The organism is Agarivorans sp. MS3-6 (assembly GCF_054112545.1).
In genome coordinates this window covers 2,928,671-2,943,113 of sequence record NZ_CM134202.1, presented here as the reverse complement: position 1 = coordinate 2,943,113, position 14,443 = coordinate 2,928,671, and the positions used below count along the sequence as shown (strand labels likewise).

The following is a 14,443-nucleotide window of genomic DNA, read 5'->3' as shown; positions in this document are numbered from 1 at the left end:
GCTTAGTTTCTCCCTTGAGTTGAGCGGTCACTACTTCTTATCGAAGTGGGACGAGATGGAGTTGACGTAGCCGGCTCTGAGCTCACTTGTGACTTACTGCTCGACGTTCGTGGCGATGACTGTTTACTACTTTCCATCAGTTTATCAATAGGAAGGTATAACATATTGCTATTGTTAGATGCGTCAATCAGAACCTTGTTCGATTTAGCGTAGATCTCTTCCATCGTTTCTAAATACAAACGGTGACGAGTGACATCTGGCGCGGCTTCAAACTCGGGTAATAGTTGCACAAATCGAGCAACTTCACCTTGCGCGCGCAATACGCTTTGCTCTTGATAACCCTGAGCTTCTTGCTCGATACGTTGAACACGACCACGAGCTCGAGGTTCAATTTCACGTTGATAAGCTTCTGCTTCACGAATGAAGCGTTGTTCATCTTCTTGAGCCGAAATAGCATCATCAAATGCATCTTTCACTTCTTCAGGAGGACGAGCAGGCAAGAAGTTCACATCGACAACTTGAATACCAAGATTATAAGGGCCGGTAATCTCTTCAAGTAACTCCCAAGTCTCACTTCTTACTACTTCACGACCCGTGGTCAAAATATCGTCCATGGTGGTGTGGCCAATAACATAGCGCAAAGCACTATCAGTGGCTTGCGCTAAGCTATCATCCGGCGCTGTTACGCTGAACAAGTAGTTCTTCGGATCAACCACACGATATTGTACGTCCATTTCAACACGTACTACGTTTTCATCTTCGGTTAACATAAAACCAGAAGCGGGTAGTGAACGAATCGTTTCTACATCGACTGAGATGACATCTTGAATAAACGTTGCTTTCCAGTTCAAGCCCGGTTCAACCGGCCCAGCTTCTGCATCGTATTTACCAAAGGTAAGTTTAACCCCACGCTCAGCTTCAGCGACAGTGTAGAAACCACTTGCTACCCATATCACTGCCAAAATAACAGCAACAATACCGATACCAAATCCACTCACACCGCCGTCGCCACCTACCGATGGTTTTTTATTACCACCAAAGATGCCGCCAAACTTACGAGTAAGTTTAGTTATCACTTCATCCAAATCAGGTGGACCCTGATTACCACTTTTGTTCTTATTGTTATTGCCCCAAGGGTCTCGATCTCCGCCGCCACCTTTGTTGCCAGGCTCATTCCAGGCCATCTGTATCTCCAGAAATTAAAGTTAATGCCTACTCACATTGAGCAATAAATTTTTCTAAACTATGATCAAACTGTTTATCCAAACGCTGCCATTCAACAGCATCCAAGCGGATATCAATGACGATGTTTCCATTATCGTCTAAACGTTCATCTGCTACGCAGTCTAACTGATATAAACGACTACGCAAGCGCCCTGCACTCTGCGGTAAACGTAAAGTGTGGTTAACCATATCACCAACTAAACGTTCACTGATTGCCTTAAACAACAAAGGCAAGCCTTCTCCCGTTAGCGCTGATACCCACACTTTCTGAGGTAAACCATTCTCGTCTCGTTCAATACGAGGACTCAGATCTGGGTGCTGATCCACTTTATTAAATACTTGCAAAAATGGCGTATCGCCCGCACCAATCTCTTCTAATACTACCTCAACCTGCTCTACATTTTCAGCCATTCTTTCATCACTACAATCAATCACATGCAATAACAATTGAGCTTCTCTAGTTTCAGTTAAGGTCGCTTTAAATGCAGCCACAAGGTCATGCGGTAAATGGCGAATAAATCCTACTGTATCCGCCAATATCACCTTACCAACATCTTCGATTTCTATCTTTCTCAAGGTTGGGTCAAGTGTTGCAAACAGCTGGTCCGCAGCATACACCTTAGATTCGGTAATTTGGTTAAATAACGTAGACTTACCCGCGTTAGTGTAACCAACCAAAGACACCGTAGCCAATTCTGCACGCTGTCGGGCTCGACGCCCTTGTTCGCGCTGTTTACCTACTTTATCTAAGCGTTGGGTTATCTGCTTTATACGCGCTCTAAGCAAACGTCGATCGGTTTCTAGTTGCGTTTCTCCAGGTCCACGCAAACCAATACCACCTTTTTGCCGTTCTAGGTGAGTCCACCCTCGAATCAAACGGCTAGACATATGGCGTAATTGAGCTAACTCTACTTGCAGCTTACCCTCGTGGGTACGTGCTCGTTGGGCAAAAATATCTAATATGAGGGTTGTGCGGTCAAGTACCCGCGCCTCACAGAGCATTTCTAAGTTTCGCTCTTGTGCTGGCGATAAAGCGTGATTAAAAATAATCACATCCGCTTGGGCACTTTTTACTATTTCTGCAATTTCTTCGGCTTTCCCCGACCCCACAAAATACTTAGGGTGAGGAGATACTCGGCTACCGGTAACAGTAGCAACCGAATTAACGCCTGCAGAACTGACTAACATCTTCAGTTCTTGCAGGTCTTCACGCTCATCTTCGTCATTAAAATTTACATGCACTAAGACGGCTTGTTCACCTGCTTCATAACGATCAAACAAGCTAATTCACTCCTTGGCATTGACCAAGGCTAATAAGCCTTCGCAAATGCTATTCGTCGTTTTTAGAATCGTCAGATACTGGGGTATGGTGAGGCACAGCGCGAGCTGGAACCACAGTAGAGATAGCATGTTTATATACCATCTGACTGACAGTGTTTTTCAACAAGATGACAAACTGATCAAATGATTCAACTTGGCCTTGCAACTTAATACCGTTTACTAAATAAATTGAAACGGGAATACGCTCACGTCGTAACGCATTCAAAAATGGGTCTTGTAATGATTGCCCCTTCGCCATGTTATTGTTCCTTTTTTCTTATTAATTAATTGGCATAGATCAAATTCGATTATATACCACTAAGTTGGTGCCTTATAGCGACATTTTCAAGTATCACTTAGTGAATTAATAATTATTTTGTTATTTTCTGGGTCTGCGCTTTGCAGCCAAGTGAGTGCGGGCCAACTTTTTAGCCAGTTCATTTGTTTCTTAGCCAGCTGCCGAGTCGCCACTATTCCACGAAATACCATTTCATCATAATCAATTTCACCACTAAGATATTGCCACATTTGTCGGTAACCAACACTCCGCATCGACGGCAAGCCTAAATTGAGATCCCCTCTTTGCATCAGCGCTTTGACCTCAGTTTCAAAGCCGAGTTCCAGCATCATATGAAAACGTCGCTCTATCAGATGGTGTAATTGCACTTTTTCTTTCGGAGTAATAGCAAATTGATGCACCTTAAACGGCAACTTAGCAACCGGCTGGCTATTTAACTCAGTCAAAGACTTCCCGCTTAAACGATAGACTTCTATTGCTCTCATTAAGCGTTGATGATCATTGACACTGATCCTTGCTGCGCTGGTCGGATCGTACTCCGCTAATTGGCGATGCAAATCGTCCCATGAGCTGTCTACAGCCTGTTGTTGTATTTCAGCTCGTAATTGAGCATCGGCTTCTGGTAAATCAGCGATGCCGTCGACCAGCGCTTTAAAATACAACATGGTTCCCCCCACCAGCAGAGGAATATTACCGCGCTGATGGATCTCACTAATCTGTAACAAAGCATCTCGACGAAAGTCAGCCGCAGAATAGACCGCGGTCGGCTCACAAATATCGATCAAGGCATGGGGAGCGTTGGCTTGCTCTTGCGCTGTCGGCTTCGCTGTACCAATGTCCATACCGCGATATATTAAAGCTGAATCAACGCTAACCAACTCACACCCTAACTGCTGGTGTAAATCTATAGCTAAAGCTGTTTTTCCTGAAGCTGTAGGCCCCATCAGCGTAATCACAGGTAAAGGACTAGACATGAGAAAAACCCTCTATCGTTGTACTAACATCCAATATTCGCCACAAGTTTTCCGGTAATTGATCGACGTACTCGGCGTAAAGTTGCTGACAGTTTTCTTCCGCTTGTTGCCAACTAAATGACTCTGGTTTCACTTGCAGTTTCACTAAGCCGCTGAGCAAGGCTTCAGGTTGTTGCCACTCGCTCTCTGGTAATTGACTCATCGCCTGCAACAAGTTGGGAATCACTTGCGAAAAATCGGCCTTTCTAAATAGTTTGGGCACTTGCCCAACGATCACTTGCGTTTTATTCAAATGGTTGAGGCTAAACCCTAATCGGGCTAATGCCTGTTGCTGCTGCAACGCCAGCGCCACTAGCGAAGCGTCCAATTTGAGCTTTAGTGGTAACAATAAAGGCACGCTATCAAGGCCTTGTTGCCACTGAGACAAAGCTTGCTTAAAGGCGAAGTGTTGTAAGCTAGCCCATAAATCAATCACGATAAGCTGTTGCTGACGCTCGACTAACAAGTAGCCCTTGTCGAGCAGATGCAACGGCCTTAATCCATCGCTTTGTTTAGCCGGTGACATCGCCGGCGTTGATTGTTGGCCGCTAACAAATTGCGCGCTACTGCCTAACCAGTGGTTATTGGCGCCTAATTCATTAACGCTCGGTGGTGGCGAACGATGCAAATTTGACTGATATTGATGACGACCTTCTCCTGAATTACTGGGGCTTGGCGTTTTAACTTGATATTCAGCGGCTGAACGAGGATGGTAATCACTGGTTGTCGAAGCGTCAGCACTATCAACCAAGTCTTGCTCAACAAATGCCTCATGAGCCCCCTGAGGAATATCTGCCAAGGCCGATGCTAAGACTTGCACAATATAATCGTGGACTAAACGAGCCTGATGAAAACGCACCTCGTGTTTTGCGGGGTGAACATTCACATCAACCTGATCTAAGGGCAGCTCTAAATACAACACGTAACTGGCGTGCTGGTCATCGGATAAATACGCAGAAAACGCATGACGTATTGCATGCTGCAATAACTTATCACGCATCATTCTTCCATTGACATAGAAGAACTGCTGGTCATTTTGTGCCCTAGCCACATCAGGCAAGCCCAACCAACCATGCAAACGTAATTGGTCATGCTGATTGTTGATATGCAGGCAATGCTGAACAAAAGGGGCGCCAAGTACAGTGCTAATCCGTTTAAGCTGTTTATCGCGATCGTTAGCCATACGGTACTGACGTATTAACTTACCATTGTGTTTAAGGCTAACAGCAACGTCGAAACGGCTTAATGCCAAACGTTTAAGCAACTCATCAATATGCGAAAACTCGGTTTTTTCAGTACGAAGAAACTTACGTCTGGCTGGCGTATTAAAAAATAAATCGAGAACTTCAATAGAGCTTCCCACTGGATGAGCACAAGGATGCAAACTTACGTCCATATCACGACCTGCAGCCTGTGCTTGCCAAGCTTGCTCTTGATTAACCGTTCGAGAACTCAAGCTTAAACGCGACACCGAGCTAATACTGGCTAAGGCTTCGCCTCTAAAGCCCAAAGTCGCAATATTATTTAGACCATCTAAACTGTCTATTTTACTGGTCGCATGACGACTTAAAGCCAAACACAGCTCTTCTTTGATAATACCGCTGCCATTATCCCTAATCAGGATCCGCTTCGCGCCGCCTTTATCAATCTCAACATCGATACGCGTAGCGCCAGCATCGAGGCTGTTTTCAATCAGTTCTTTAACCACTGAAGCAGGGCGTTCAACCACCTCTCCAGCCGCTATTTGGTTGGCCAACTGCGCCGGTAGTATTTGAATAGACATTACATCAACTATTTGGAATGGTCAGAACTTGACCTATTTTAAGAACATTAGAAGACAGCTTGTTGGCTTTTTTCAAACCATTAACGCTGGTGTTATAACGTGCAGCTAATACCGACAAAGAATCACCACGTTGTACCGTATGCTTTCTCACACCGTAAGTTTGTGCGTACAAGGTTCCGGCTAAAGGCTTAGCGCTATAGTAAGTTTTAATGCCTTTAACCACGGCCTTGGCGATCTTCTCTTGATGATTACCCGACTTGAGAAGTTTTTCTTCTTTATGGTTAGTGATAAAACCAGCTTCGACCAAAATAGAGGGAATATCCGGCGATTTGAGTACCGCTAAGCTGGCATGTTCAGGGCGTTTCTTATGTAAACTCGTCACTTTCCCCAGCTCACCTAACACTTGCTTAGCCACCTCAAAGGCGGTATTCATTGAATAATCCATTTGCATATCAATCAGTGCAAAGTTGAGATGAGCATCATTTTCAACACTGCCCATCACTTCGCCTACCCCGCCAAGTAAATCAGACTCGGCTTCATGGTCTTCTAAATGGCGGCCAACCTCACTTTTAGCGCGCCGATTAGACACCACCCACACAGATGCTCCTTTCGGTTGCGACGAGGTAAAGCCATCGGCATGAATCGATACTAGAAAATCGGCTTTATTCTGACGAGCTATCTGTGAGCGCTTATTCAGGTTAACAAAGTAATCCCCCTGACGAACTAACACTGCTTTCAGGCCAGGCTCTTGATTAATAAGGCGTTGAACTCGTTTAGCAATGGCCAGAGTCACATTTTTTTCATAGGTTTTACGATTACCAATTGCGCCTGGGTCTTCACCACCATGACCCGCATCAATAGCAATAATAATATCGCGATCGCCAGACAATTGCTGTTTGGTTTTAGTTTTAGAGATTTGCTGTTGCTGTTTTTTAGTCTCAGCTTTCCCCACTTTATCTGGTAAATCGATCACCAAACGATGGCCATAATTCCCGGTTGGCTTTAGCGCAAAAACCACAGGCGTTACCGCTTGGCTAAGTTCAACCACCATACGGTAGTCACCCTTATTCTTTGGTGTACTCGCGCGAACCTTTTTGACTAACTTGCCAGAAAGAGCAACCTTACTGAGTTCTGCGGCCATTTTGGTACTTTTTAGATCAACCACCAAGCGATGCGGCCCGCTTAGATTAAAATGACTAAATTCAGCAGCAGCCGATAGGTCCAGCACGATGCGAGTATTGTCAGGCCCACTCCAAACTCGTAAACCCGATACGCTAGAGCCTGCAAAGGCAAGCCCACACACAAAATACAACAATAAGCCAATCCCGCGGCTTAACAACCAGCTAAACTTCATGTTTATCTAAGCGCTCCAAAATAGTTCTTCCAGCCTCGGTGTAAGCGCTTATCTTGGCACTTCGCTGCTCTCCGAGATAGGCCAATTCAACCATCAAATCAGCCTCTGGCAAAAAACCCCTGCCTTTTTCTGGCCATTCAACTAAACACAAACAGTCTTCTGTAAAATAATCTCTAATGCCAATAAACTCTAGCTCTTCAGGATCAGCTAAGCGATACAAGTCAAAATGATTTACCTGCCACTGAGCCAGTTGATAAGGTTCTACCAGCGTGTAAGTAGGACTTTTTACTTTTCCTTGATGGCCTTTACCTTGAATAAAACCACGAGTAAGCGTGGTTTTACCGGCGCCTAAATCGCCTTCAAGGTAGATAACACAAGCTTGCTCGCAAGCCTTAGATAACTGTTCACCCAAAGCGACTGTGGCCTCGGCATCATGTAATTGAGTTTGCCAGATTTTCATTTGCTATTTTAAATTCACTAATTGTCTTATATACGGCATCAAATCAGATGCTAACATGCCTCGCTCGCCCATTTCTGCGGCAAGATCTGCTGAGCGGCTATGAATACTCACACCAAGGCAGGCAATCTCAAACAAAGAATATTGCGCTGCAAATTGGCCGATTAACCCGCCAATGATACCAGACAATACATCACCCATCCCACCTGATGCCATTCCTGGGTTACCAAAATTACAAATTTTTATCGCCCCATTCCCACCCGCAATCACTGTTCCAGCACCTTTTAATATACAAACGCCGCCATAACGTTGCTGAATAGTGAGGGCCGCCGTCATTCTATCGGCCTCAATCTCTCCAATCGTGCAATTCAGCAAACGAGAGGCTTCGCCCGGATGGGGCGTGAGAACCCAATTACTTCGCCTTTGCGGCAATTGGGACAATAAGTTTAGGCCGTCAGCATCAACAACACTATGATAATTCTGCGCTAAGGCTTGCTTGAATAAACCCTTGGCCCATTCATCTTGGCCAAGTCCGGGGCCTAATACTGCGCAACTTGCTAGCTTAAGCGCATCCTGCAACAGTTCTGGCTGTTGCATCTCGATCCCCGCAACCATCAACTCTGGCCGACCGGATAAAATGACCAAATGGTGCTCAGGTTTAGTAATAACCCTCACTAAACCAGCCCCTACCCGCTGGCAGGCTTCTGCAGCCAAGCGAATCGCGCCAGCCATACCAATATTGCCACCTAATAACACCACTCGCCCAAAGTCACCTTTATGGCTAACGCGTGCGCGAGGCCTTAACATTGCTGATAAAGCCTGTTGTGAGCACAAAGCAATTTTGCTGCTATTATCTCGCTCAAACTGCTCGTCAAGCCCGAGACCTGCAAAGACGATGTCGCCAACATAGTTAGCGGCCTGCCCAGTAAATAAACCTTGTTTAGCCGCAATAAAAGTGATCGTAGCACTGGCTTGGATAACAGCCCCCAAGTTACGCCCAGAATTGGCACATAAGCCTGACGGAATATCTAACGCTAACACCGGTAGTGCTTGCTGGTTAACGTGGCCAAAAAACTGGACTAAAAATGGTCTCAAAGGGGTAGAAATACCAATCCCCATGACACCATCTACTATTAAGTCATATTGCCAATCTATTGCCTGCCAATCGCTACTCTGCCCTCCTGCGGCTAACCAAGCATCACGGGCCAATTGAGCTTCTTTGGGTAATTTATCAATCTTACCCAACTCAATTAGCTGAATTTTGATACCAAACTGTTTAGCTAAACGAGCAACCACATAAGCGTCACCACCATTGTTGCCACCACCGGCCAATACTAATATTTTACTCGCTTGTGGCCAACGGTACTGAAGGTAGGCAAAAGATGCAGCGCCAGCTCGTTCCATCAGTGACGACAAGCTAATACCTTGCTTTTCAGCAATCAAAACCTCTTGGTTTTTCACTACCTCGGCTCTCCACAAAGACTGTGGTAAACTCGTCGAAAATAAATCGTCTTGCTGAGCCATGTCCTTACCATCTGAAATCGACTTAAAACTGCTCGTTCAACATATCAAGCTCACCGCTAAAGCGCTAGGTTTTCAGCAAGTCGGCATAGCAGATGTGGATCTTAGTCAACATCATCAAAACCTCGATAGCTGGTTAGCTAAAGGCTACCACGGTGAAATGGATTATCTAAGTCGCAATCTTGACCTGCGTAAACACCCCGAGCAATTGCATCAAGGCACGCGAAGAGTCATTTCCGTGCGAATGGATTACCTACCTGAAGATGCTAAGTTTGCTCAAAGTCTAAGCAATAGCCAGCAAGCCTACATCAGCCGATATGCACTTGGGCGTGATTATCACAAACTGATGCGCAAACGCCTTAACCTGTTAGGCAAAGCAATCAACCAATACTGTGAGCGTCAGCTGAATATGCGACCATTTGTCGACTCAGCCCCCGTGTTAGAGCGCCAACTTGCTACGAAAGCAGGTTTAGGTTGGACAGGTAAGCACAGCTTAATCATTAACCAAGATGCCGGCTCGTGGTTTTTCTTAGGAGAGCTATTCATTGATTTACCGCTACCCACTGACCAAGCAGTGGAGCAGCAGTGTGGAGATTGTGTAGCCTGTATAACTATCTGTCCTACCCAAGCAATCGTAGCTCCCTATCAAGTTGATGCGCGTCGTTGCATTTCTTATTTGACCATCGAATACGCTGGAGTGATAGACGAAGAATTACGCCCCTTAATGGGAAACCGCATATATGGATGTGATGACTGCCAGTTAACTTGCCCATGGAATCGCTACGCACAACTGACTCAAGAAGCTGATTTTGCCACTCGCGAACAATTAGACCAACCCGGCTTATTAACCCTATTTGCTTGGACTGAAGCAGAGTTCCTCAGTAAAACTGAAGGGTCGCCGATCCGCCGGATTGGCTATCAACAATGGATCCGAAACCTAGCAATTGCCCTCGGCAACGCCAGTTACTCAGAGCAAGCCCTACAGCAACTCAAAGACAAACAAGATGTAGGCGAAATAGCACAACTTCATATACAGTGGGCAATAAGCCAACAACAAAACAAAGCAGCTACCGCCTCTCGTAAGACTGCACGTTTGATAAGAATTGTAGAAAAAGGATTAAGTCGCGATGCTTAATGCATCTCTCTTTTAACTTCTGTTACACTTTTTGTAACTAAACGGATGGAAGCAATTTATGCATTTACTCGGCGTTGATATAGGTGGCACAGGCATTAAGGCTGCCATTGTTGACTCAAAAACGGGTCAACTAATTAGTGAGCGGCATCGCATCGCCACTCCTCAACCTGCGACTCCTCAAGCAGTGGCAAGCACCCTAAAACTAATGGTGGAACATTTTAAATGGCAGGGCCCCATTGGTTGCGGATTCCCAGCTACCGTTCATCACGGTGTTGCACAAACGGCGTCTAATATAGATAAAAGCTGGATTGGCACCAATGTAGAAGCATTGTTTTCTGAATACACCGACTGTCCGTGTTACGTGGTTAATGACGCTGATGCTGCAGGCATGGCTGAAATGGACTTTGGCGCGGGGCTTGGCCATAAGGGAGTGGTGGTTATCATCACCGTTGGCACAGGCCTAGGCAGTGCCGTGTTTGTCAATGGTGAGCTGCTACCCAATACTGAGTTTGGCCATATTATTCTCGACGGACAAGTTGCTGAACATGTCGCCAGCGCGCGGGTGCGAGAGCTTGAAGATCTCAGCTGGAAAAGGTGGGGGAAACGCTTCAACCTCTACCTACAGCGCTTAGAATTTCTAATGTCTCCTGATTGCTTCATCATCGGCGGTGGAGCCAGTAAGAAATTTGATAAATACTCACCACAATTAGCACTAAAAGCCGAAGTATTGCCCGCGCAAGGCTTAAACCAAGCGGGTATTGTTGGGGCAGCTATGTACGCCCAACATCAGCTTTAACCCGAGGCTAAGATTGAGCCACTTAAATAGGCTTGGCGCAATGGTTCATTAAAGCGTTCAATCGCATAACGCAGCAACTCTCGAGGAAGCGCCTCAAGATGTTGCTGTAAAAATGCTTCTACTTCAGGCTGATTTCGCTTAGCCAGTTCACGTAGCATCCATCCCACTGCTTTATGCATTAACGGATGAGAGTGATGACGAAAACGCGCGGCTAAATCTAAGGTTATCGCACTATCATTCTGGCGAATGAAATAAAAACAACTCACCATAGCCATGCGCTGTTGCCACATACTATCGCTACGAGCTAACGCACCAAGAAAATTCATATCTTGTTGTTGCCAAATATAGGGCCCAATAAGATGCGGAGCAGAGCAGTCCACCAAATCCCAATTATTGACCCATTTTATGTGCTGCCGATAAAACGCTATTAACGCTTGTTGCTGCGCTAAATTTTTCGCCTTTTTATATCGCTCACAAAGAACCAAGATGGCAAACAAGCGTTCTTCATGAAAAGAAGAGCACATCAACGCCCTTAACTGATCTATCGGCAAAAGGTGGTCTTTAGCTACCTTGCGAACATTTGGCACTCGAACACCCAAGAACCGATCCCCCTCACCATAACCGCCTTCGAACGCTTGAAAAAACTGCGGCATAAAAGCGGCCCTTTCTGCGTCTGCATAGTCACGTAATGCTCTTTTTACTTGAATGACTTGATCCAAAAATATGCTCCCATATTTTCTTGGGATGCGTGGAGTGATCACAAACCTCTAAGGGAATCATAAAAGAAATAATTGAAATACGTAAAAGTCAGAAATAAAAAAAGCCCCACATCAAAGATGCAGGGCTTAAATTTGGAGCGGCACATCAGGTTCGAACTGATGACCTCAACCTTGGCAAGGTTGCGCTCTACCAACTGAGCTAGTGCCGCTTAATTCTTTATCACTATTTAATGTGGTAAGTGCTTAACCCTTAGGTTGCGCTACTCTTGATACCCACACTGAGCCAGTGCCGCTTAATTCTTTATCACTATTTAATGTGGCAAGTGCTTAACCCTTAGGTTGCGCTACTCTTGATACCCACACTGAGCTAGTGCTGCTTAATTCTTTATCACCATTTAATGTGGTAAGTGCTTAACCCTAAGGTTGCGCTACTCTTGATACCCACACTGAGCTAGTGCTGCTTATATTGTTCATTAGCATCATCTGCTAACTTTTAATACTTCAGTCATTTGGTGATGACGAAGCTTTAAAATTTGGAGCGGCACATCAGGTTCGAACTGATGACCTCAACCTTGGCAAGGTTGCGCTCTACCAACTGAGCTAGTGCCGCTTAATTCTTTATCACTATTTAATGTGGCAAGTGCTTAACCCTAAGGTTGCGCTACTCTTGATACCCACACTGAGCCAGTGCCGCTTAATTCTTGATCACTATTTAATGTGGCAAGTGCTTAACCCTAAGGTTGCGCTACTCTTGATACCCACACTGAGCTAGTGCTGCTTATATTGTTCATTAGCATCATCTGCTAACTTTTAATACTTCAGTCATTTGGTGATGACGAAGCTTTAAAATTTGGAGCGGCACATCAGGTTCGAACTGATGACCTCAACCTTGGCAAGGTTGCGCTCTACCAACTGAGCTAGTGCCGCTTAATTCTTTATCACTATTTAATGTGGCAAGTGCTTAACCCTAAGGTTGCGCTACTCTTGATACCCACACTGAGCCAGTGCCGCTAATCCCAAACAACTAGATGGGCTTGCCTTCTCGTCATTTAGGGCTGCGAATTATACGAGGAATTTTTGCCTTTGCAAGAGCATAAAGGCAAAAAAATTCACCCAAGTAACTGTTTGGCTAGTTTTCGCCCAGCTTGAAGAAGGTTTTTTGGTAATGCTGCATTTCTGCAATCGATTCTCGTATGTCATCCAGAGCTAAATGGGTTCCTGTTTTACTAAAGCCATTTAAAATTTCAGGCTGCCAGCGACGTGCTAATTCTTTTACCGTACTGACATCAATATTACGATAATGAAAATACTTCTCTAACTCAGGTAAATACTGATGCATGAATCGACGGTCTTGACCAATACTGTTACCACACATAGGTGATACACCTTTTGGCACCCATTGACTAATAAACGCCATCGTATCTTCAGATGCCTGTTGCTCGTTAACAGTGCTCGCCCGCACTCGCGCAACCAGTCCAGACCCAGTATGAGTATTAGTGCACCACTCATCCATACCTGAAAGTATGTCGTCAGATTGATGAACCGCAATCACCGGCCCCTCGGCCAAAATATTTAACTGGCCATCAGTAATAATGGTCGCTATTTCTAGAACTCGATCACTAATGGGCTCGAGACCAGTCATCTCCATATCTACCCAAACTAGATTATTTTCGCTAATAGTCATGTTGACCCTATTTATATTTTGGAAATATTTTCCGCAAATCTTTGATAAGCGGTATCATAGCGATTTATTACCCTTACTTGAATAGCAGTTTTCGTGACCAAGAGAAAGAAACTGAGCCAAGGACAACTTCGTCGTGTGCGAAGTAACCAACAAAAGCGCTTAAAAAAAGAAGATAGCCATCAATGGCTAGACGACCAACTAGGTCCTCAGCAAGAAGGTACTATCATTAGTCGCTTCGGCCAGCATGCCGACGTGGAAGACAACAGTGGAGAGATATTCCGCTGTAACTTACGTCGATCTATAGGCTCTCTCGTCACCGGAGATGAAGTGGTTTGGCGCTCCGGCAATGAAGAGCAATCTGGTATTCGCGGTATCATTGAAGCCTGTCATGAGCGTCGTTCTGTACTTACCCGCCCTGATTTTTACGATGGCATCAAACCCATTGCAGCAAATATTGATCAAGTCGTCATTGTTTCGGCTGTGCTACCAGAATTCTCAACCAATATCGTTGACCGTTATTTGGTAGCAGTTGAAGACGTAAATTTAGATCCCATTATTTTGCTAAACAAAGTTGATTTACTGGATGCCGAACAGCGACGCGTCATTGAAGGGCAACTAAAAGACTACCAACAACTTGGCTACAAAGTCATTTACGCCAGTACCGTTGAAGAACAAGGGTTGGTCGACCTAAGCCAACAACTCACCAATAAAACCAGTATTTTTGTTGGCCAATCTGGTGTCGGTAAAAGCTCATTAGTAAACAGTCTCCTCCCAGAACAAAGCATTGATACTAAAGAAGTTTCAGAGTTATCAGGGCTAGGTCAACACACCACTACCACCGCGCGCATGTATCACTTAAAGCATGGTGGGCGCTTAATTGACTCTCCTGGCGTTCGAGAATTCCAGTTATGGCACTTAGAAAAAGATCGAGTGGCTTGGGGCTTTATAGAGTTCCGTCCTTGGCTTAATCAATGCAAATTTAGAGATTGTAAACACCAAGGCGACCCCGGCTGTGCGATGCAAGAAGCCATAGACTCGGGTAAAATTCAGCAAAAGCGATTCAACAGTTATCAGCGGCTGCTAGAAACAATGGAAAACAATAAACCAACCCGGGCTATTCCGGGTAAAAAATAAAATCA

13 protein-coding genes and 3 tRNA genes are annotated in these 14,443 nt (G+C 45.1%); 3 read left to right on the top strand and 13 right to left on the bottom strand.

All coding sequences use genetic code 11. The features are described 5' to 3' along the window. Positions 1-2: 2 nt before the first annotated feature. The 8 genes from hflK to ACVFI8_RS13490 form a co-directional block, all read right to left on the bottom strand. Complete coding sequence (gene hflK / locus ACVFI8_RS13525; protein WP_248712990.1) at positions 3-1,184, bottom strand: FtsH protease activity modulator HflK; 1,182 nt, start codon at positions 1,182-1,184, stop codon at positions 3-5. Positions 1,185-1,212: 28 nt separating this feature from the next. Then, positions 1,213-2,505 carry a ribosome rescue GTPase HflX gene (gene hflX, locus ACVFI8_RS13520; RefSeq protein WP_248712991.1) on the bottom strand — a complete coding sequence of 431 codons (1,293 nt, stop codon included), beginning with the start codon at positions 2,503-2,505 and terminating at the stop codon, positions 1,213-1,215. 49 nt (positions 2,506-2,554) lie between these two features. Next, positions 2,555-2,803 (bottom strand): RNA chaperone Hfq, encoded by a 249-nt coding sequence (hfq, locus tag ACVFI8_RS13515; RefSeq protein WP_016403748.1) that lies wholly within the window; start codon positions 2,801-2,803, stop codon positions 2,555-2,557. A gap of 86 nt (positions 2,804-2,889) precedes the next feature. Next, positions 2,890-3,816 carry a tRNA (adenosine(37)-N6)-dimethylallyltransferase MiaA gene (miaA, locus tag ACVFI8_RS13510; RefSeq protein WP_248712992.1) on the bottom strand — a complete coding sequence of 309 codons (927 nt, stop codon included), beginning with the start codon at positions 3,814-3,816 and terminating at the stop codon, positions 2,890-2,892. After that, positions 3,809-5,638 carry a DNA mismatch repair endonuclease MutL gene (gene mutL / locus ACVFI8_RS13505; protein WP_457871617.1) on the bottom strand — a complete coding sequence of 610 codons (1,830 nt, stop codon included), beginning with the start codon at positions 5,636-5,638 and terminating at the stop codon, positions 3,809-3,811. The genes miaA and mutL overlap by 8 nt, the downstream gene beginning before the upstream one ends. Positions 5,639-5,642: 4 nt before the next feature. Next, positions 5,643-6,992 carry an N-acetylmuramoyl-L-alanine amidase gene (locus tag ACVFI8_RS13500; RefSeq protein WP_305883139.1) on the bottom strand — a complete coding sequence of 450 codons (1,350 nt, stop codon included), beginning with the start codon at positions 6,990-6,992 and terminating at the stop codon, positions 5,643-5,645. After that, a complete protein-coding gene (gene tsaE / locus ACVFI8_RS13495) occupies positions 6,982-7,452 on the bottom strand; it encodes a tRNA (adenosine(37)-N6)-threonylcarbamoyltransferase complex ATPase subunit type 1 TsaE (protein WP_457871616.1) in 471 nt (156 codons plus the stop codon). Before tsaE ends, ACVFI8_RS13500 begins: the two co-directional genes overlap by 11 nt. 3 nt (positions 7,453-7,455) lie before the next feature. Then, positions 7,456-8,973 carry an NAD(P)H-hydrate dehydratase gene (locus ACVFI8_RS13490; protein WP_457871615.1) on the bottom strand — a complete coding sequence of 506 codons (1,518 nt, stop codon included), beginning with the start codon at positions 8,971-8,973 and terminating at the stop codon, positions 7,456-7,458. Between ACVFI8_RS13490 and queG the strand changes: the two genes are divergently transcribed. Both queG and ppgK read left to right on the top strand, forming a co-directional pair. Further along, positions 8,972-10,105, top strand: a complete 1,134-nt coding sequence (gene queG, locus ACVFI8_RS13485) for a tRNA epoxyqueuosine(34) reductase QueG (protein WP_457871614.1) — start codon at positions 8,972-8,974, stop codon at positions 10,103-10,105. The genes ACVFI8_RS13490 and queG overlap by 2 nt on opposite strands. Positions 10,106-10,163: 58 nt before the next feature. Next, complete coding sequence (gene ppgK, locus ACVFI8_RS13480; RefSeq protein WP_248712997.1) at positions 10,164-10,901, top strand: polyphosphate--glucose phosphotransferase; 738 nt, start codon at positions 10,164-10,166, stop codon at positions 10,899-10,901. Here the strand turns inward: ppgK and ACVFI8_RS13475 are convergent. The 5 genes from ACVFI8_RS13475 to orn form a co-directional block, all read right to left on the bottom strand. Further along, positions 10,898-11,620, bottom strand: coding sequence for a DNA alkylation repair protein (locus ACVFI8_RS13475; RefSeq protein WP_457871613.1), 723 nt, complete (start codon positions 11,618-11,620; stop codon positions 10,898-10,900). The genes ppgK and ACVFI8_RS13475 overlap by 4 nt on opposite strands. Positions 11,621-11,753: 133 nt before the next feature. Further along, positions 11,754-11,829, bottom strand: a tRNA-Gly gene (locus tag ACVFI8_RS13470). Between the two features lie 325 nt (positions 11,830-12,154). Beyond that, positions 12,155-12,230, bottom strand: a tRNA-Gly gene (locus tag ACVFI8_RS13465). 241 nt (positions 12,231-12,471) lie between these two features. Beyond that, positions 12,472-12,547, bottom strand: a tRNA-Gly gene (locus ACVFI8_RS13460). A gap of 202 nt (positions 12,548-12,749) precedes the next feature. Next, positions 12,750-13,304, bottom strand: a complete 555-nt coding sequence (gene orn, locus ACVFI8_RS13455) for an oligoribonuclease (RefSeq protein ID WP_248712999.1) — start codon at positions 13,302-13,304, stop codon at positions 12,750-12,752. Positions 13,305-13,397: 93 nt separating this feature from the next. Between orn and rsgA the strand changes: the two genes are divergently transcribed. After that, on the top strand, positions 13,398-14,438 hold the full coding sequence (gene rsgA, locus ACVFI8_RS13450) for a small ribosomal subunit biogenesis GTPase RsgA (protein WP_457871612.1): 1,041 nt from the start codon (positions 13,398-13,400) through the stop codon (positions 14,436-14,438). The last annotated feature ends 5 nt before the right edge of the window (positions 14,439-14,443 follow it).

Coding starts and splice junctions, on each gene's coding strand:
- ACVFI8_RS13500 (WP_305883139.1), bottom strand. CDS start 6,992: ATGAAGTTTAGCTGGTTGTTAAGCCGCGGGATTGGCTTATTGTTGTAT.
- miaA (WP_248712992.1), bottom strand. CDS start 3,816: ATGTCTAGTCCTTTACCTGTGATTACGCTGATGGGGCCTACAGCTTCA.
- ppgK (WP_248712997.1), top strand. CDS start 10,164: ATGCATTTACTCGGCGTTGATATAGGTGGCACAGGCATTAAGGCTGCC.
- orn (WP_248712999.1), bottom strand. CDS start 13,304: ATGACTATTAGCGAAAATAATCTAGTTTGGGTAGATATGGAGATGACT.
- ACVFI8_RS13490 (WP_457871615.1), bottom strand. CDS start 8,973: ATGGCTCAGCAAGACGATTTATTTTCGACGAGTTTACCACAGTCTTTG.
- queG (WP_457871614.1), top strand. CDS start 8,972: ATGTCCTTACCATCTGAAATCGACTTAAAACTGCTCGTTCAACATATC.
- tsaE (WP_457871616.1), bottom strand. CDS start 7,452: ATGAAAATCTGGCAAACTCAATTACATGATGCCGAGGCCACAGTCGCT.
- hflK (WP_248712990.1), bottom strand. CDS start 1,184: ATGGCCTGGAATGAGCCTGGCAACAAAGGTGGCGGCGGAGATCGAGAC.
- mutL (WP_457871617.1), bottom strand. CDS start 5,638: ATGTCTATTCAAATACTACCGGCGCAGTTGGCCAACCAAATAGCGGCT.
- hfq (WP_016403748.1), bottom strand. CDS start 2,803: ATGGCGAAGGGGCAATCATTACAAGACCCATTTTTGAATGCGTTACGA.